Origin of the sequence: Cytobacillus sp., from assembly GCF_032154635.1 — a bacterium.
In the GTDB taxonomy this organism is placed as follows: Bacteria; Bacillota; Bacilli; order Bacillales; family Cytobacillaceae; genus Cytobacillus.
Genome location: NZ_JALDXW010000001.1, coordinates 222,821 through 239,270, shown reverse-complemented (window position 1 = coordinate 239,270; position 16,450 = coordinate 222,821). Strand labels below are relative to the sequence as shown.

The 16,450-nt window shown below is 39.5% G+C and carries 21 protein-coding genes; 2 read left to right on the top strand and 19 right to left on the bottom strand.

Going from position 1 to position 16,450, the window contains the following annotated elements; genetic code table 11:
* Positions 1–5: 5 nt before the first annotated feature.
* From RUH74_RS01280 to RUH74_RS01215, 14 genes are all read right to left on the bottom strand, one after another.
* Positions 6–626 (bottom strand): stage V sporulation protein AA, encoded by a 621-nt coding sequence (locus RUH74_RS01280; protein WP_313798427.1) that lies wholly within the window; start codon positions 624–626, stop codon positions 6–8.
* 155 nt (positions 627–781) lie between these two features.
* The gene (gene sigF / locus RUH74_RS01275; protein ID WP_313798426.1) at positions 782–1,540 is read right to left on the bottom strand and encodes an RNA polymerase sporulation sigma factor SigF; all 759 of its coding nucleotides are present in this window, start codon (positions 1,538–1,540) and stop codon (positions 782–784) included.
* A 12-nt stretch (positions 1,541–1,552) separates the two neighbouring features.
* Complete coding sequence (gene spoIIAB / locus RUH74_RS01270) at positions 1,553–1,993, bottom strand: anti-sigma F factor (RefSeq protein WP_313798425.1); 441 nt, start codon at positions 1,991–1,993, stop codon at positions 1,553–1,555.
* A gap of 3 nt (positions 1,994–1,996) precedes the next feature.
* Positions 1,997–2,347 (bottom strand): anti-sigma F factor antagonist, encoded by a 351-nt coding sequence (gene spoIIAA, locus RUH74_RS01265; RefSeq protein ID WP_053476873.1) that lies wholly within the window; start codon positions 2,345–2,347, stop codon positions 1,997–1,999.
* A gap of 187 nt (positions 2,348–2,534) precedes the next feature.
* A complete protein-coding gene (locus RUH74_RS01260; RefSeq protein WP_313798424.1) occupies positions 2,535–3,704 on the bottom strand; it encodes a D-alanyl-D-alanine carboxypeptidase family protein in 1,170 nt (389 codons plus the stop codon).
* Positions 3,705–3,842: 138 nt separating this feature from the next.
* Positions 3,843–5,147, bottom strand: coding sequence for a pyrimidine-nucleoside phosphorylase (locus RUH74_RS01255; RefSeq protein WP_313798423.1), 1,305 nt, complete (start codon positions 5,145–5,147; stop codon positions 3,843–3,845).
* A 30-nt stretch (positions 5,148–5,177) separates the two neighbouring features.
* Positions 5,178–6,002, bottom strand: coding sequence for a purine-nucleoside phosphorylase (locus RUH74_RS01250; protein WP_313798422.1), 825 nt, complete (start codon positions 6,000–6,002; stop codon positions 5,178–5,180).
* A 12-nt stretch (positions 6,003–6,014) separates the two neighbouring features.
* Positions 6,015–7,199, bottom strand: a complete 1,185-nt coding sequence (gene deoB, locus RUH74_RS01245; RefSeq protein ID WP_313798421.1) for a phosphopentomutase — start codon at positions 7,197–7,199, stop codon at positions 6,015–6,017.
* A gap of 217 nt (positions 7,200–7,416) precedes the next feature.
* The gene (gene xerD / locus RUH74_RS01240; RefSeq protein WP_313798420.1) at positions 7,417–8,310 is read right to left on the bottom strand and encodes a site-specific tyrosine recombinase XerD; all 894 of its coding nucleotides are present in this window, start codon (positions 8,308–8,310) and stop codon (positions 7,417–7,419) included.
* 8 nt (positions 8,311–8,318) lie between these two features.
* Complete coding sequence (locus tag RUH74_RS01235; protein ID WP_313798419.1) at positions 8,319–8,549, bottom strand: YqzK family protein; 231 nt, start codon at positions 8,547–8,549, stop codon at positions 8,319–8,321.
* A 158-nt stretch (positions 8,550–8,707) separates the two neighbouring features.
* Positions 8,708–9,184, bottom strand: coding sequence for a ferric iron uptake transcriptional regulator (gene fur / locus RUH74_RS01230; RefSeq protein ID WP_053476878.1), 477 nt, complete (start codon positions 9,182–9,184; stop codon positions 8,708–8,710).
* Positions 9,185–9,398: 214 nt separating this feature from the next.
* Complete coding sequence (spoIIM, locus tag RUH74_RS01225) at positions 9,399–10,037, bottom strand: stage II sporulation protein M (RefSeq protein ID WP_313798418.1); 639 nt, start codon at positions 10,035–10,037, stop codon at positions 9,399–9,401.
* A gap of 103 nt (positions 10,038–10,140) precedes the next feature.
* The gene (locus tag RUH74_RS01220) at positions 10,141–11,304 is read right to left on the bottom strand and encodes an endonuclease Q family protein (protein ID WP_313798417.1); all 1,164 of its coding nucleotides are present in this window, start codon (positions 11,302–11,304) and stop codon (positions 10,141–10,143) included.
* The gene (locus tag RUH74_RS01215) at positions 11,305–11,856 is read right to left on the bottom strand and encodes an NUDIX hydrolase (RefSeq protein ID WP_313798416.1); all 552 of its coding nucleotides are present in this window, start codon (positions 11,854–11,856) and stop codon (positions 11,305–11,307) included. It abuts the gene before it with no gap.
* 76 nt (positions 11,857–11,932) lie between these two features.
* On the opposite strand from RUH74_RS01215, the gene mciZ reads away from it, so the two are divergent.
* A complete protein-coding gene (mciZ, locus tag RUH74_RS01210; protein ID WP_313798415.1) occupies positions 11,933–12,076 on the top strand; it encodes a Z-ring formation inhibitor MciZ in 144 nt (47 codons plus the stop codon).
* A 58-nt stretch (positions 12,077–12,134) separates the two neighbouring features.
* On the top strand, positions 12,135–13,049 hold the full coding sequence (locus RUH74_RS01205) for an aldo/keto reductase (RefSeq protein WP_313798414.1): 915 nt from the start codon (positions 12,135–12,137) through the stop codon (positions 13,047–13,049).
* A gap of 50 nt (positions 13,050–13,099) precedes the next feature.
* On the opposite strand, the gene RUH74_RS01200 is transcribed toward RUH74_RS01205, so the two are convergent.
* The 5 genes from RUH74_RS01200 to RUH74_RS01180 are packed head-to-tail and all read right to left on the bottom strand — an operon-like array spanning position 13,100 to position 16,449.
* Positions 13,100–13,345: a YqkE family protein gene (locus tag RUH74_RS01200; protein WP_313798413.1), complete on the bottom strand. Its 246-nt coding sequence runs from the start codon at positions 13,343–13,345 to the stop codon at positions 13,100–13,102.
* Positions 13,346–13,389: 44 nt separating this feature from the next.
* Positions 13,390–13,761: a VOC family protein gene (locus RUH74_RS01195; RefSeq protein WP_313798412.1), complete on the bottom strand. Its 372-nt coding sequence runs from the start codon at positions 13,759–13,761 to the stop codon at positions 13,390–13,392.
* 60 nt (positions 13,762–13,821) lie between these two features.
* Positions 13,822–14,490, bottom strand: a complete 669-nt coding sequence (locus RUH74_RS01190; RefSeq protein WP_313798411.1) for a CoA transferase subunit B — start codon at positions 14,488–14,490, stop codon at positions 13,822–13,824.
* Between the two features lie 26 nt (positions 14,491–14,516).
* Positions 14,517–15,206 carry a CoA transferase subunit A gene (locus RUH74_RS01185; protein WP_313798410.1) on the bottom strand — a complete coding sequence of 230 codons (690 nt, stop codon included), beginning with the start codon at positions 15,204–15,206 and terminating at the stop codon, positions 14,517–14,519.
* Positions 15,207–15,261: 55 nt separating this feature from the next.
* Positions 15,262–16,449, bottom strand: coding sequence for an acetyl-CoA C-acetyltransferase (locus RUH74_RS01180; protein ID WP_313798409.1), 1,188 nt, complete (start codon positions 16,447–16,449; stop codon positions 15,262–15,264).
* Position 16,450 lies beyond the last annotated feature (1 nt).

Here is a 16,450-nt window from a genome sequence, read left to right as displayed (position 1 = left end):
CTACATTACCGCTCGTCAATATTTTTCATACTTTCTTTGTTTTCGTTCATTGCCACATAATTATCTAGATCCAACTGATAATTAAACATTTCTACTTCCAGAGGGCTCGGCTCTTCATTAAGACGCTTCTTAAAAAGATGATTAAAGAATAGAATCATTCCTAGGCCTAGGCCAATGGAGTAAGGTATCTGAAAGATCAAAGGTTTGTCATCCATTTTTCCGGTAATGATAGTGTAAATCCGCTGCTGAACAGCCTGCATGCTAACATCCTCATGAAAATTCATAATTGTTAAGGCCGCACCGATAAACAATAAAAACCATACTAAAATAAAAAGTGGCAGGGATACCTTCCTTTTTTCAGATACCACTTCAATAATTACTTGAGATGGTCCTTGTGTTTGAATTTCTATATTCGGCAGCATTTCTGTGATTAAACGGATAACCATCATGACATCAATGATGATTATATTCCGGTCTTGTTCCGTTACTTCATAAACTTTCATTTGGCTCAACTTCTCAAAATGCTTATCTTCGACAATTAGCTGAGCAATATCCTTGAGCAAAATTTCCTCACGAGCTCGTACTTGTATGCGGTGACGCAACCGAATATAAACCGTTCGTTCCATTTCGTTCACTTCCCACACAGTTATTTCCTTGTATCACTAGTATGAGTTACATATATTTACTTCATGACGACCAATAATTGGGTATTAGAAAAAATAGTTAGTAAATAAATACGGTTGCAAAAGATATCGGAGATTCACAAAAAAGACCGTATGGATTATAAATCCATACGGTCTTTCATTTGCTGGAGGATCTTTTTTTCAAGCCTAGATACTTGAACTTGTGAGATGCCAAGTCTTGCTGCCACTTCAGATTGCGTTTGATCTTTATAATAGCGCAAATAGACAATCAAACGTTCCCTGTCATCCAGTTCATTTATCGCTTCTTTTAGAGCAATCTTATCAAACCATTTTCCTTCATTTCCATCATCAATTTGATCAAGCAATGTGATCGGGTCTCCATCATTTTCATACACCGTCTCATGAATGGATGATGGGGTCCGGCTAGCTTCTTGAGCAAGGATAATATCCTCAGGCGGAATATCAAGGAATTCAGAAAGTTCTGAGACGGTGGGTATTCTTCCAAGCGATTTAGACAATTCATCCTTTGCTTTCCGAATTTTATTTCCCATCTCTTTTAAAGAGCGGCTGACTTTGACTGTCCCATCATCTCGTATAAATCGCTGAATCTCCCCAATAATCATAGGAACGGCATACGTTGAAAACTTTACATCAAACGATAGGTCAAATTTATCAACTGACTTCAATAATCCAATACAACCGATTTGAAAGAGATCATCCGGCTCATATCCTCGGTTTAAAAAGCGCTGAACAACCGACCAGACGAGACGCATGTTCCTTTGGACAATTAAATCCCTAGACTCTTGATCACCAGCCTGGCTTTTTTGGATTAGCTCCTTGACTTCATGATCCTTCAAAAAAGTTTGGCTCTTTTCTGCTTTAACCTCCACATCCATAGCAAGACTCCCTTAATTGCATAGCATTTTACTATTTGATAAATGCTTTCTTAATCGGATCTCTGTGCCTTTCCCCGGTTGCGATTGAATTTCGATTTCATCCATGAAATTTTCCATAATTGTAAAGCCCATGCCTGATCTCTCAAGTTCTGGCTTAGTTGTATACAGCGGTTGCCGAGCTTCATCCACGTTCATTATGCCCAAACCCTCATCTCGGATGGACATATCAATGAAACCATCCTCGATTTTCACAGTAATATACACAAGCCCGTTTGGATCTTGTTCATAGCCGTGAATGATCGAATTGGTGACTGCTTCAGATACAACTGTTTTAATTTCAGTTAACTCATCCATTGTCGGATCAAGCTGACTAATAAATGCTGCGACAGTTACACGGGCAAACGATTCATTTTGGCTTAATGCACTGAATTTAATTTGCATTTCGTTTTTCATTGATCATGCAACCCCCAGTCTTTGCAAAGCAAATTCTTCTGTCGGCTCTAAACGGATAATTTTAAATAAACCCGACATATCAAATAATCTTTGGACTGCTGGAGAAATTGCACAAACAACCATTTCACCATGCTGTTGTTTAATTTGTTTATATCTGCCTAAAATAACGCCTAAACCTGAGCTATCCATAAAGGAAAGCTGTTCAAGATTTAAAATAATATGATGAATATCATATTCTTCAATTGCGTTAGACGCCTGTCTCCGCAGCTCATCAGCAGAGTGATGATCTAGTTCCCCGCTTAAACGAATACATAGGACATCTTTCTTCACTTCTAAATTAATAGTAAGACTCACTATCATAGCCTCCTTATCTAGGATCCCATTTGGCTTTATACCATATCACTTTACATGATATACTTTTGCCTTTATAGTGAGTCAAATTCGCTATGCGCTAACGCATTTCCTTCCGAAAGACAAAACTAGTGGCATTTCGCTAAAACTAGAATGTATAATCAATATTTCGACAGTGCCTTATATCTTACTATTGCCCTGCTTTTGTAAACATGCCCATTGAACGTTTATATAATGTCCACCAGCTCGCTTCCTTGCTACCTTCTTTGGCTACAAGCGGCGTCTCAACGATTGTTTTTCCGTCTTGTTTCAATTTTAATATTCCTACTTTATCCCCTTTTTTTATAGGAGCCTTCACATTTTTATTTAATTCCACCGTTTGTTTAATATTTTCAATGCCTTCCCCTTTTTTCGTTAAAAGGGAGATCGGTTCACTCGTCATCGCTTCAACTCTTTTCTTTTCTCCCTTGCTAATAGCAACTTTTCCAAGTGCCACATTCCGCTTATACAGCGGGTGTGTCTCATATTGGCTGAAAGCGTAATCAAGCATCTTTGTTACTTGGGCATTTCTCTCCTTTGAGGTCGGGGCCCCGAATACAACCGCAATGACACGCATCCCATTCTTTTCAGCCGTTGCTGTTAAGCAATATTTTGCTTCATTCGTAAATCCGGTTTTCAGTCCATCTACACCTGGATAAAATTTAACTAGGCGATTTGTATTTACTAGCCAGAATTTTTTATCTGTATTTTCTCGTAGATAAGACTCATATGTACCGGTGTATTTCGTTATTCCTTCGTATTTTAGAAGCTCTTTGGCCATCATGGACATATCGTGAGCGGTACTATAATCTCCATGACCAGGCAAACCCGTTGCTGTTTTAAATTCTGTATTTTTTAGTCCAAGTTCCTTTGCTTTTTTGTTCATGAGCTTTACAAACTCTTCTTCAGAGCCAGCAAGCCTTTCTGCCATCGCAACGGATGCATCATTCCCAGACCCGATGGCAATTCCTTCTAGCATCTGCTCCGTCGTCATTTCCTCTCCTGGCTCAAGGAAAATTTGTGATCCTCCCATTGAAGCAGCATATTCACTTGTGCGAATTTTTTCATCCATCGACAGCCTGCCCTCATCTAATGCCTCCATAATTAATAGCATGGTCATTACTTTCGTCATGCTTGCAGGAGGGAGCTGTTCGTTGCTATTCTTTTCGTATAAAATTGCACCTGTGTCTCGTTCAATTAAGATGGCCGATTTTACATTTTTAGCTAAATCTAGCCCATCATTTTCTTTTGCTGTTGCTTCAGGTACAAAGAGTGTTGTCAATAGGAAAGACATAACTATTAAAGGGACAATTCGTTTCATCACACAAACCTCCATTCTTTATAGCCTCCATCATTTCCATTTGTAACAAATTTATACAATTTCCTATAAGTAAAAATTTATATTTTGAACGATAAAAATAAAAACTGTCAGGGGCTGTTTTCCCCTGACAGTTTTTATTTATTCGGTAATCTCTCCATGGATTAATGTTGGCGCAGCTACTTTTTCTTTAGATAATTTAATATTTGCATAAAGCTTTGATGCTACCTCATCAATTTCTTCAAAATTGCTGTAAATCGTCACAAGTGACTCTCCTTTTTTCACTTGATCACCAATTTTTTTCCGAAGCATCAAACCAACTGCGAGATCAATAACGGATTCTTTCGTTGCTCTTCCAGCGCCAAGAAGCATAGCCGCTGTGCCAATTTCATCAGCAACTATTTCGGAAACGTAGCCCTCTTCCTTCGCTTCCAATTCAAATGTAAATTTCGCCTGCGGAAGCTTCGATGGCTCATCAACGACAGATACATCGCCTCCTTGTGAGCTTAGGAACGTTTTAAATGTTTCTAAAGCTGTGCCATCCTTCATGACTCCTTCAAGCATTTCACGTGCTTCCTTTAAGCTATCGGCTTTTTTTGCAAGAACAACCATATGGCTTCCTAATGTTAAGCAAAGCTCTGTTAAATCTTCCGGTCCTTCTCCTTTAAGCGTATCAATCGCCTCTTTTACTTCAAGGGCATTACCGATCGCAAATCCGAGCGGCTGGCTCATATCAGAAATAACCGCCATTGTATTCCTACCAACGTTATTCCCAATACGAACCATTGCCTTTGCAAGCTCATTCGAATCTTCCAGTGTTTTCATAAATGCGCCTGCGCCTGTCTTAACATCAAGTACAATCGCATCGGCTCCCGCGGCAATTTTCTTGCTCATAATAGAGCTTGCAATTAATGGGATGCTATCAACGGTTGCCGTGACATCACGGAGAGCATAAAGCTTTTTATCTGCGGGTGTTAAATTTCCGCTTTGCCCGATAACAGCAATCTTATTTTTATTCACAAGATTTATAAATTCTTCATTTTCGATTTCTACATGAAAGCCTTCAACAGATTCGAGTTTATCAATCGTTCCCCCTGTATGGCCAAGCCCTCGTCCAGACATTTTTGCGACTGGAACACCAACGGCTGCAACTAATGGTCCTAATACAAGTGTTGTTGTATCTCCAACCCCGCCAGTCGAATGCTTATCCACTTTAATACCTTCAATTTTGGATAAATCAATTTTATCACCAGATTCAACCATCGCCATTGTTAAATCGGCTCTTTCCTGTTCAGTCATTCCTTGAAAGAAAACCGCCATCATTAACGCACTTACTTGATAGTCAGGAATCGAGCCGTCAGTATATCCTTGTATGAAAAATTGAATTTCTTCTGCCGATAATTCTTTTCCATCTCTTTTCTTTTCAATAATATCTACCATTCTCATAATAAATCACCGCTCGCTTTCCTTTAGTACCTACTTTGTACCAAGTTCTTGTACTAACGCTTTTACATAGATAAGAAAATCTGCTTTCACTTTTTCAGTTGTTTCAATAACTTCCTCATGATTTAACGGCTGATCCAAAATCCCAGCTGCCATGTTAGAGATACAGGAGATCCCCAGTACTTTCATACCTGCATGTCTCGCGACAATTACTTCAGGTACTGTGGACATGCCAACAGCATCTCCGCCTAACACGCGCAGCATGCGGATTTCAGCTGGTGTTTCGTAGGTTGGCCCCGTATTGCCAACATAGACACCTTCTTGGATATTTAAGCCTAATTTCGCTGCTATTCCTCTTGCCAGTTGTCTAAGCTCAGACGAATAAGCTTCAGACATATCTGGGAAACGAACACCGAGGCGCGAATCATTCGGACCAATTAGTGGATTGTTTCCCATATTATTAATATGATCGCTAATTAGCATTAAATCACCTGGTGAAAAGCTTTCGTTCACTCCGCCGGCTGCATTTGTTACAATTAATTGTTCGATTCCAAGTTCCTTCATCACACGAACAGGGAAGGTTACTTTTTCAAAAGAATAGCCCTCATAATAATGAAAACGTCCTTGCATGGCAACTACATGAATGCCATTAAGCAAGCCGAATACTAACTGACCCGCGTGGCCTTCAACAGTTGAAACAGGAAAATCTGGAATTTCATTATAAGGAATCTTTACAGGATTTTCGATTTCTTCTGCTAAGACACCGAGACCAGACCCAAGGATTAAACCGATCTGGGGTGTCTCCTCATATTTTTCCTTTAAGAAACTTGCTGCTTTTTCAATTTTTTCGAATGACATGATCATTTCCTCCTATTTCAATTCCTGTAAAAAGCTCTTTCCATAAGCAGGCATTTTAACATGGAAGTTTTCTGCAACTGTCGCGCCAATGTCTGCAAATGTTTCACGAATTGTAAGCTCTTTGCCATTTTCATTATTTTTTGCATAGACAAGAAGTGGTACATATTCTCTTGTATGGTCTGTTCCGTGATGAATTGGATCATTCCCATGGTCAGCCGTAATGATCAGCAAATCCCCATCTTGCATCTTTTCAAATACTTCTGGCAGACGTGCGTCATATTCTTCAAGCGCTTTTCCGTATCCTTCAGGATCCCTGCGGTGACCATAAAGGGCATCAAAATCTACTAAATTTAAGAAACTTAAACCAGTAAAGTCCATATCAAATGATTGCAGTAATTTATCCATCCCATCCATATTTGAAACCGTACGAAGAGACTTTGTTACACCTTCACCATCAAAGATATCAGAAATTTTTCCGATAGCTATCACATCGAGTCCCGCATCCTTCATTTCTGACATGACTGTACGATCAAAAGGCTTTAAGGCATAATCATGACGATTAGATGTTCGTTGGAAGTTTCCCGGTTCACCAATAAATGGTCTTGCAATTACCCTGCCAACCATATATTTTTCATCCAGTGTAAGTTCTCTCGCGATTTGACAAATTTTATATTGCTCTTCTAAAGGAATAATTTCTTCATGAGCAGCAATTTGAAGAACAGAATCAGCTGATGTATACACTATAAGTGCACCGGTCTTCATATGTTCTTCCCCAAGCTCAACAAGAATTTCCGTTCCGCTTGCAGGTTTATTGCCAATCACTTTTCTGCCAGTGCGTGATTCTAGTTCAGCAATTAATTCTTGCGGGAAGCCTTCTGGAAAAACTTGAAAAGGTGTTTGAATATTAAGTCCCATAATTTCCCAATGACCTGTCATCGTATCTTTTCCATTTGATGCTTCCTTCATTTTCGTAAAGAAAGCAAGCGGTTTCTCAGCTTTTTCAATGCCCTTAATTTCACGAATATTGCTAAGTCCAAGCTTACCCATGTTCGGCATCTTCAAGCCGTTCATTTTTTCGGCAATATGACCAAGTGTATCGGCTCCCTTGTCCCCGAATTTTTCAGCATCCGGCGCTTCACCTATTCCAACTGAATCCATAACAACGACGAAAACTCTTTTATATGCATATGAAGTCATTTAAACTCCTCCTTTGATAGTGAATACGTTTACATTTGTAAATATTAATTAGGTTACCCCTTATACATACGTTTATCACATGTTCTCCATTTTATATGTCGGAAGTCTGACATCTATATTTTACCTAATATCTTTAATAAATGAAAGAAAAAGCTGCCATTTTTAATAGCAGCTTTGAATTTAGAGAATAGTCTAGCTCCAGCGCTTCCGCTTTTCGTTATGCCCGCGGATGATATTGACTATATACATCTTTTAATCTAGTTTTTGTTACATGTGTATAAATTTGTGTTGTTGATATATCCGCATGGCCAAGCATTTCTTGAACGGCACGTAAATCAGCACCATTCTCGAGTAGATGAGTTGCAAAGGAATGCCTGAGGGTATGCGGGGTTAAGTCCTTTTCAATGCCCGCTTCGGCAGCAAGACGTTTGAGAATTTTCCAGAATCCTTGTCTCGATAGCCCACGGCCATGGTGATTTAAAAATAAGGAATCATCTCTTTGTTTTTTTGAAACAAAGTGGCTTCTTCCTTCTTGAAGATACCGTTCAAGTGCACCAGCAGCTGTCTTTCCTATTGGAATGATTCGCTCTTTATTGCCCTTGCCAATGCAGCGGACAAACCCCATTGTCAAGTGGACATCCCCAATCTTCAAACTGATTAATTCGCTAACCCTGATTCCTGTTGCATATAATAATTCAAGCATCGCCTTATCACGAAGTCCATAATGATCATGCGTTTTCGGTGAATCTAATAATGTTTCCACCTCTTGCATATTTAATACCTTTGGCAGTGATCGTTCATGCTGAGGGGATTCAATATGTACAGAGGGGTCTTGGTCTACAGCCTTCTCCCTTAAAAGAAATTGATGAAAGGCTCTAATAGAAGCAATATGCCTCGCCAACGTTTTTGATGATTTCCCCTGTTCTTTCAAGCTCTTCAGAAAATGAATGATTTGTAGACGCTGGACATCATTCATTGCCGTTATTGCTTCAGCCTTTTTCAAATACTTTATATAGCTTTTCAGATCTCTCTCATAAGAAATGATTGTATTTTTTGCCAGTCCTTTTTCTACTAGTAAATAATGTATGAAATCTTTAAGATTGTCCTCCATTAATGGCCCTACTCTCCATTTAAATAGAAAAGAATTAACCGATCAAACCAGCTTGATGAACCGTTGGGATTTCCCCTAGAGAATACTTTTACAGCAGTGCCCTCTGGTTCATCATAGCGGTGATAATCTTGATATTCTTCATTTAACCACATAATACCATAATAAAAAAGGATTGTGCATCCCGTGAAAAGAACGAATACTTTTATCGTTTGAAAAACAATTTTAAGCCACGATTTCATCTTACATGTCCCCCACATATCGTTAATAGTAAAAGATATGCCATTTTGGACAAGAATTATACCTATGATGGCGTTTAGATTATAAATTAAAAATAATCATCAACCAACATTTTATTTTACAAAAAAAACCTTTTCCACGAACAGAAAAGGTTTTCTTGCTATTGTTGTTCAACTTTTTCAGTTTCTTCACTATTGGCTTTATCGTGGCAACGATAACAAATGCCATGGAATGTCAAGCGGTGATCTTTAATTTTAAAGTTCCATCTTCGTTCAACGACCTCTTCGACATCCTCTAATAAATCTTCCTGGATCTCATCCACTGCTCCACATTCAATGCATACTAAATGATGATGGAAATGTGCTGCTCCTTCTTGTCGAAGGTCATAGCGTGAAACCCCATCACCAAAGTTAATTTTATCGACAATTTTCAGTTCTGTTAATAATTCAAGTGTTCTATATACAGTTGCCAAGCCTATCTCAGGCGATTTTTCTTTAACAAGGAGGTAGACATCTTCCGCACTTAAATGGTCCTCTTCATTCTCCAGCAAAACGCGAACGGTTGCTTCACGCTGAGGCGTTAATTTATAGCTTGACGAATGCAACTGTTTCTTTATTCTATCAATTCTACTTTCCATCCGAAGTTCCTCCCTCGCCACTAACATTCTCATTATAACAGATTATGGGATAGATTCAAAATAAAATTATTACAAATAAGAGTTGATACTCAATATTATATAATAATTATTATCAAAAGAGAAGGATACTTATTCTTTATTTTACGACAAAAAAAACGAATAAACAATTCGTTTATTCGCCCATTATATATAAATTGGCCCCATTTTCACAAGCCTAAAATGAATTGATTACCGATTTCATCAATATTGGTGAGAGCAGCGCCTCGATTCCTGCCGCAGCACATAAAAATAACACTGCGACAACAAAAGCAAACATATACTTTCCTAACATCGGCATGATGGGCTGGCCGATCTTTTTCATGAATTGCCTGCTGATCATTTTTAACGAAAACGAGACTGAGATCGTTGAAGCGACAATAAATACAGGAATGATAATTACATTTTGCGGCAAAACCGTAACAAATGAAAGCAAAAATCCATCCCATCCCATTTGATTTACTAAGAAACCGACAGTAAACCCAACGACCATCCCCTTCATAAACAAGAGAATTAGGATGACGGGCAGACCAATAATAGATATACCTAAAATCCACATTAACCCAATAAATTTCGTGTTATGGAAGAAGCTTTGCTTGAATAAGTCATTTGCAGCCGCTACATTCCCGGCCGATACTTGTCCAAAAAATTGTGAGAGATAGTAAAATAAATCTTCTTTTTGTGTAAAGCTTAAACTATTCACGATAATTGCTCCAAAAATGACACCCATTAAAAATAATACAACCACAAATAAATAAATTGAGGAATGCTCACGAAAATGATTTGCGACGACGTTCTGGTACATTTTTTTTCTCATTGCGATCCTCCTGCTCTATATCTGTTATTAAATTGTATGCCTGTCCTTGTTTTGTATGACAAAAAAAATCTAGTCCTTATTTAGGGACTAGATCTTTTCATTGTTAATCTGAAATTTTTCCGTACTTTCCACCGCCGCCGGCAGATAAGCTTAATTTTCCTTCACGTGCTTTGATAATCATTTCTGCTGTTTTAGCTGGAATGATCTGTTCTAATTTTTCTAACGGAACTTCATGTAAGATGGCCATTTCTGTTCCAAAATGATCAAGAAGCTTTTCAAGCATTTTCGGTCCGAGACCTGGAATAAATTCAAGTGGTACTTGATGGATATATGGCGGCCGATTAACAGGAGACATGCTCGCAGTCTTTAGTTCAGTAATCCGATCCGCGACTCCTTTTATAAACTTGGTACTGCCGCAATTGCTGCATACTCCCTTTTCCGGGTCAAACCGTGCACAGCACTGAGAGCAGACGGTCTGATGATACTTTCCAAGGAGTGGATCGAGGCCATAATTAGCTTTAACTTTTCGCCCACCTATTTCATGCAGTGCTTTTTCCAGTTCATTGAAAGTTGGTGCTTCCAAATGTAGCACATGGTATTCTCTAGCAATCTTCTTTAAAGAATGGGCATCAGAATTCGTTACAAATGAATAGCCATGTAATTCTCTTATTTGATCCGCCATCACAGTGTCGGCGCTTAAACCAAGCTCAATCCCATCAATGAGGTCCTTATCAAATACTTCTGTTAGTGATTTCTGAACACCTTTCCCAAATAGGCTTTTAAATGGGGTAAAAACATGAGCAGGAATAAATAGTCCACCAAGCTCTTTTACTTTTAATTGGAGCTCTCTGCCTGAAACATAAATTCTTTGTGAGCTGAGTGTGACATTTTTTAAATGATTAGACAGCCACATCGAAAATTCCTTCATGATGGAAAGTGCAGGGAAGTACGCAAGAACATGAATCGGGCCATGACAGTTTTTATCATATATTTCCAGCTCTGAGCCTGGAATAATTGTTAAATCCCCGTACTGTAAGCCGCCATCAGGATGCTCAATCACATCACCTGTTTCAAGAAGATCCGCAATTTCCAAAATAACCTCTGGTGAATGGCAATCAATAATCCCAATAATGTTCAGCCCTTTTTCATTTCTGGCATGCTCAATTATGTTTGTGAAGGTCAAAGATTTGGCCCCTGTTATTTTTACCGGTTTTCCGGATCGTGTTCTTCCGATATGAATATGCAGATCAGAATAATAATTCTTCATTTACTTCTTCAACGCCTTTTGTAATTGCAAAAACTGAACGGCATAAGCTGTTTTTGCATCATATATTCTTTGTTCCTTCAAATACGCTTGCGCTTCTTCTAATGTGATCTCCATTAAATTCACAAATTCATCCTCATCAAGAGATGCCGCATTTTCCTTTTTCTCCAGTCCTTTTGCTATGTAAAGATGAACAATTTCATCGGCAAAACCTGGTGATGTATAAAAGGAGATCAGCCACTCCATTGTTTTACAGTCATATCCTGTTTCTTCCTCTAATTCTCTTTTAGCACAGGTTTCTGGATCTTCTCCATGTTCAAGCTTTCCTGCAGGTATCTCGATGATTGTCTTTTCTAACGCCTTTCGGTACTGCTCAACCATGACAATTTTATTATCATCTGTTAACGCTAGAATCGCTACTGCACCCGGATGTTTGATAATCTCACGCTTTGAGACGTTTCCGTTAGGCAATTCTACCTCCTCCACTTGAAGGCTAATCACCTTTCCGGTAAAAATCTTCTCTGTATGTAACGTCTTTTCTTCTAGGCGACTCATAATTGCGGCCACTCCTGTTCTATTCCGATTATATTTTCTCATACATATTATCATACTTTAATTGGAGGAGCAGGTCATGAAAATCTATGTTCATGAGAAAGGTGTTACACTCGTCGGAAAAGCATGGGAAATTCGAGCGAAATTAAAAGAATACAGCAAGGATTATTATTTGTTAAAGGAATGGGTTTATTCTTGCTCGAATGGCAAACAGAATGAATGATTTAATTGCAGTTTGCTTCAAATATTTTATACAATAGAAAGAAAAATAAGGAGCACATATGAAAAAAAGACAAGTAGGGAAATCAGATTTATATGTAAGTGAGCTTGGTCTAGGGTGCATGTCCCTTGGCACTGAGCCGAAAAAGGCGCAGGAAATCATCGAGACAGCATTAGAAGAAGGAATTAATTATTTTGATACAGCAGACCTTTACGATTTCGGTGAAAATGAGCAAATGGTCGGGCAAGCATTAAAGCATGTAAGAGATAAAGTCATTATCGCCACAAAGGTTGGAAACCGATGGAATAAAGATAAAAACGGCTGGCGATGGGACCCTTCCAAACTGTATATAAAAGAAGCTGTTAAGAACAGCTTAACAAGACTCGGTACAGATTATATTGATTTATACCAGCTCCATGGTGGGACGATTGAGGATCCGATTGACGAAACAATTGAAGCATTCGAAGATCTAAAAGCAGAAGGGCTTATCCGCTATTATGGCCTTTCATCCATTCGTCCAAATGTCATACGCGAATACGCAGATAAATCAAGCATAGTCTCTATCATGATGCAATACAGTATGTTAGATCGCCGTCCCGAGGAGCACGTATTCCCTTTTCTGCAAGAACATAGCATTAGTGTCGTAACTAGAGGGCCGCTGGCAAAAGGCTTATTAAGCAATAGGATGCTTGAAAAAGCCTCCGAACAAGGCTTTCTCGATTACAGCAATGAAGAATTACGCTCGATTTTACCTATGCTGAGAGGAAAGCTAGCAGATTCCCGAACGATGACAGAAGCGGCCCTCCAGTTTAATTTGGCCCAGCCTTCTGTTTCCTCCGTAGTGGCAGGGGCTAGCAAAGCAGAGCAAATTAGAGAAAATGCAAAAGCAGTACAAGCCAATCCGCTTTCAGAAGTTGAGCTTTCACTTATTCAATCGGTTACTAAGCTAAACCGATATGATCAGCATCGGTTTTAAAGAAAAATGACGCTTAAGCTTTCCGCTCCAAGCGTCATTTTATTTTTGCTTTATTTAAATTCTTTCCAGTTCAAATTACTCTCACCAAGCAATTCCTCGAAGCTCTTATTCTTTTCGCGCAATCGTCTTTCCTCTTTTTTGCGCAGCTCTTCCTCTTCTATTTTTTTATCTTCAGCTATCTTTAATTGATGCTTCGTATCTTTTAATTTTGCCATTAAATCTTGATTGAGCATATCACCAAGTGTAACTGGCTTATCATCCTTTTTGGGTTGGGAATGCTGTTTTTTCTTTTTCATTGAAATCCCCTCATATAAATAATTTACAAATTATTATATCATTCTCACTTCAAAAATTCGAGAAACTCTATTCGGTTCCCAAATGGATCATCAACAAAAAATCGGCTTCTCCCCTCAATTGGTGGTTCTTCCTTTATAATGATCTCTTGCCTCAGCAAGCTTTCACGCAATGCAGCCAAATTTTCTACTACTAATCCCGGATGGGCTTTTTTGGCAGGTACAAAGCCTTCTTGAATACCGATATGGATTTCCTGGTTCCCACATTGAAACCAGCATCCACCACGTTTTCGCAGATTTTCTGGTTTTGGAATTTCTTTAAGTCCGAGGATCTCCCCGAAAAATACTCTAGCCTGTTCTTCACAGCCTTCCGGCGCTGCTAATTGGATATGATCAATTCCCTTAAACGAAAAACTCATATACTTCTCCTCCTAGATAAAGAAAAGCCCAGCATTTAGAGCTGCACTTTTCGAAATTGATTAATAAGCCTCTGTAAGAACGTTCTCATCTACCTGCAGTTCTGCTTCGGTTGATTGAATAATCTCTTCGATCGTAAAGCCTTTTGCTACTTCTACAAGCTTTAAGCCTGACTCCGTTACATCAATAACGGCACGTTCCGTAATGATGCGGTTCACAACCGCTTTTCCTGTTAACGGCAATGTGCATTCCTTTAAAATTTTTGATTCGCCATTTTTGTTCGTATGATCCATGATGACAATGATTTTCTTTGCTCCATGAACAAGATCCATCGCACCGCCCATTCCTTTAATCATTTTACCAGGAATCATCCAGTTTGCGAGATCGCCATTTTCAGAAACTTCCATTCCGCCAAGGATCGCAATATTTACATGACCGCCGCGGATCATGGCAAAAGATTCCGCACTATCAAAATAAGCAGATCCAGGAATAGCTGTAACTGTCTCTTTCCCCGCATTGATTAGATCCGGATCCACTTCTTCATTTGTAGGATATGGACCAATGCCAAGCAAGCCATTCTCTGATTGCAGCACTACTTCTTTATTATCTGAAATATAATTTGCTACAAGTGTTGGCATGCCAATCCCAAGATTTACATAAAATCCATTTTCAATTTCCTTTTCAGCGCGTCTGGCAATTTTTTCTCGAACAGCAGCTTTATCATTCGTCATTTGCAGCGTCTCCTTCCTCTTCATTTTTACTTTTGGACAATCAGCCTTTCAATACGTTTTTCCTGGTTTCCTTCGATTAAAGACTGCACATAAATGCTCGGTGTATGAATCCCATTCGGATCAAGCTCACCGATTTCATATAGCTTTTCTACTTCAGCAATTGTTACTTTCCCCGCCGCAGCAATCATAGGATTAAAGTTCCTTGCCGTCTTGTGATAAACAAGATTCCCCATTTTATCGCCTTTCCACGCTCTTACTAAACTAAAGTCCGCAAACAACGCTTCCTCCAGCAAATATTCTTTACCATTAAAGATCTTCGTTTCTTTCCCTTCTGCAACTGGCGTACCTACTCCAGCAGGTGTATAAAAGGCTGGGATTCCCGCTCCGCCTGCTCGAATCTTTTCAGCAAGCGTACCTTGCGGGAGGAGCTCTACCTCGATCTCCCCGGAAAGCACCTGTCTTTCAAACTCTTTATTTTCCCCTACATAGGAACCTACCATTTTCTTAATCTGCTTATTTTTCAATAGCAGCCCAAGTCCCCAGTCATCTACCCCACAATTATTCGAGATAACGGTTAAATCCTTCACTCCTTTTTCAACAAGTGCAAGGATTAAGTTTTCCGGGATTCCGCAGAGACCAAATCCGCCGACCATTAAAACAGCGCCATCATGAATATCCTTCACTGCTTCATTAAAGGAAGTACAAATTGTTTTCATGTCATTCTCCCCCTCATTTTTCGAGAACGTGTAATTTATGTGAATAGATAACCTTTTATGCCAGTTCAACTACCGTTGCGACACCTTGGCCTCCGCCGATGCAAAGGGTGGCAAGACCTTTTTTCGCCTGCCGCTTCTGCATTTCATGAATCAATGTGACAAGAATCCTGGCTCCGCTCGCACCAATCGGATGACCCAGTGCAATTGCTCCACCGTTGACATTAAGAATATCCTTGTTAAACACAAGCTCTCTATCAACAGCTAGCGACTGTGCTGCAAATGCTTCATTCGCTTCAATCAGCTCTAGCTCTTCTATGGATACAGATGCTTTTTCTAGCGCCTTTTTTACAGCTTGAACCGGGCCAATGCCCATGATGCTTGGATCTACTCCAGCACTCGCATTTCCTTTAATCGTAACAAGCGGCTTAATTCCCAGCTCATCTGCCTTTTTCCTGCTCATCACAACAAGGATTGCTGCACCATCGTTAATCCCCGACGCATTACCAGCTGTGACACTGCCGTCTTTTTTAAACGCGGGTCTTAGCTTTGCAAGCTTTTCTGCCGTCGTTCCTTTTTTCGGATATTCATCTGTATCAAAGATGATTGGATCACCTTTTCTTTGCGGGATTTCAACCGGAACAATCTCATCCTTAAATCTGCCTGTTTCAATCGCATTCACTGCTTTTTCTTGACTCGCCGCAGCAAATTCATCCTGTTCTTCTCTTGTTAATTCATATTTTTCACAAAGATTTTCTGCTGTAACGCCCATATGATAATCATTAAATACACATGTTAAGCCATCAGAAGTCATCGTATCAATCAGTTTTTGATCACCCATTTTGAATCCATTGCGAGCATTTTTTAATATGTATGGAGCTTGGCTCATATTTTCGATTCCGCCGGCTACAACGACCTCTGCGTCCCCGGCTATAATCGCCTGTGTCGCCAAATGAACAGCCTTTAAACCTGAACCGCACACTTTATTGATCGTCATTGCGGAAACGCTTACAGGAAGGCCCGCTTTAAGTGCGGCTTGTCTTGCTGGATTCTGGCCAAGCCCTGCCTGTAAAACATTCCCTAGAATAACCTCGTCTATTTGCTCAGGTTTTAAACCCGCTTTTTCAAGTGCACCTTTAATTGCTACTGCCCCTAGATCAGGAGCGGAAACATCCTTCAAACTCCCATTAAAACTGCCAATCGCTGTTCTTACAGCACTCACAATCACTACTTCTGTTTGTGTCATA

Bases quoted from the DNA above. Each gene is read 5' to 3' on its own strand.
- RUH74_RS01280 (WP_313798427.1), bottom strand. From the start codon at position 626: ATGGAACGAACGGTTTATATTCGGTTGCGTCACCGCATACAAGTACGA.
- sigF (WP_313798426.1), bottom strand. From the start codon at position 1,540: ATGGATGTGGAGGTTAAAGCAGAAAAGAGCCAAACTTTTTTGAAGGAT.
- spoIIAB (WP_313798425.1), bottom strand. From the start codon at position 1,993: ATGAAAAACGAAATGCAAATTAAATTCAGTGCATTAAGCCAAAATGAA.
- RUH74_RS01260 (WP_313798424.1), bottom strand. From the start codon at position 3,704: ATGAAACGAATTGTCCCTTTAATAGTTATGTCTTTCCTATTGACAACA.
- RUH74_RS01255 (WP_313798423.1), bottom strand. From the start codon at position 5,147: ATGAGAATGGTAGATATTATTGAAAAGAAAAGAGATGGAAAAGAATTA.
- RUH74_RS01250 (WP_313798422.1), bottom strand. From the start codon at position 6,002: ATGTCATTCGAAAAAATTGAAAAAGCAGCAAGTTTCTTAAAGGAAAAA.
- deoB (WP_313798421.1), bottom strand. From the start codon at position 7,199: ATGACTTCATATGCATATAAAAGAGTTTTCGTCGTTGTTATGGATTCA.
- xerD (WP_313798420.1), bottom strand. From the start codon at position 8,310: ATGGAGGACAATCTTAAAGATTTCATACATTATTTACTAGTAGAAAAA.
- RUH74_RS01235 (WP_313798419.1), bottom strand. From the start codon at position 8,549: ATGAAATCGTGGCTTAAAATTGTTTTTCAAACGATAAAAGTATTCGTT.
- fur (WP_053476878.1), bottom strand. From the start codon at position 9,184: ATGGAAAGTAGAATTGATAGAATAAAGAAACAGTTGCATTCGTCAAGC.
- spoIIM (WP_313798418.1), bottom strand. From the start codon at position 10,037: ATGAGAAAAAAAATGTACCAGAACGTCGTCGCAAATCATTTTCGTGAG.
- RUH74_RS01220 (WP_313798417.1), bottom strand. From the start codon at position 11,304: ATGAAGAATTATTATTCTGATCTGCATATTCATATCGGAAGAACACGA.
- RUH74_RS01215 (WP_313798416.1), bottom strand. From the start codon at position 11,856: ATGAGTCGCCTAGAAGAAAAGACGTTACATACAGAGAAGATTTTTACC.
- mciZ (WP_313798415.1), top strand. From the start codon at position 11,933: ATGAAAATCTATGTTCATGAGAAAGGTGTTACACTCGTCGGAAAAGCA.
- RUH74_RS01205 (WP_313798414.1), top strand. From the start codon at position 12,135: ATGAAAAAAAGACAAGTAGGGAAATCAGATTTATATGTAAGTGAGCTT.
- RUH74_RS01200 (WP_313798413.1), bottom strand. From the start codon at position 13,345: ATGAAAAAGAAAAAACAGCATTCCCAACCCAAAAAGGATGATAAGCCA.
- RUH74_RS01195 (WP_313798412.1), bottom strand. From the start codon at position 13,761: ATGAGTTTTTCGTTTAAGGGAATTGATCATATCCAATTAGCAGCGCCG.
- RUH74_RS01190 (WP_313798411.1), bottom strand. From the start codon at position 14,490: ATGACGAATGATAAAGCTGCTGTTCGAGAAAAAATTGCCAGACGCGCT.
- RUH74_RS01185 (WP_313798410.1), bottom strand. From the start codon at position 15,206: ATGAAAACAATTTGTACTTCCTTTAATGAAGCAGTGAAGGATATTCAT.
- RUH74_RS01180 (WP_313798409.1), bottom strand. From the start codon at position 16,449: ATGACACAAACAGAAGTAGTGATTGTGAGTGCTGTAAGAACAGCGATT.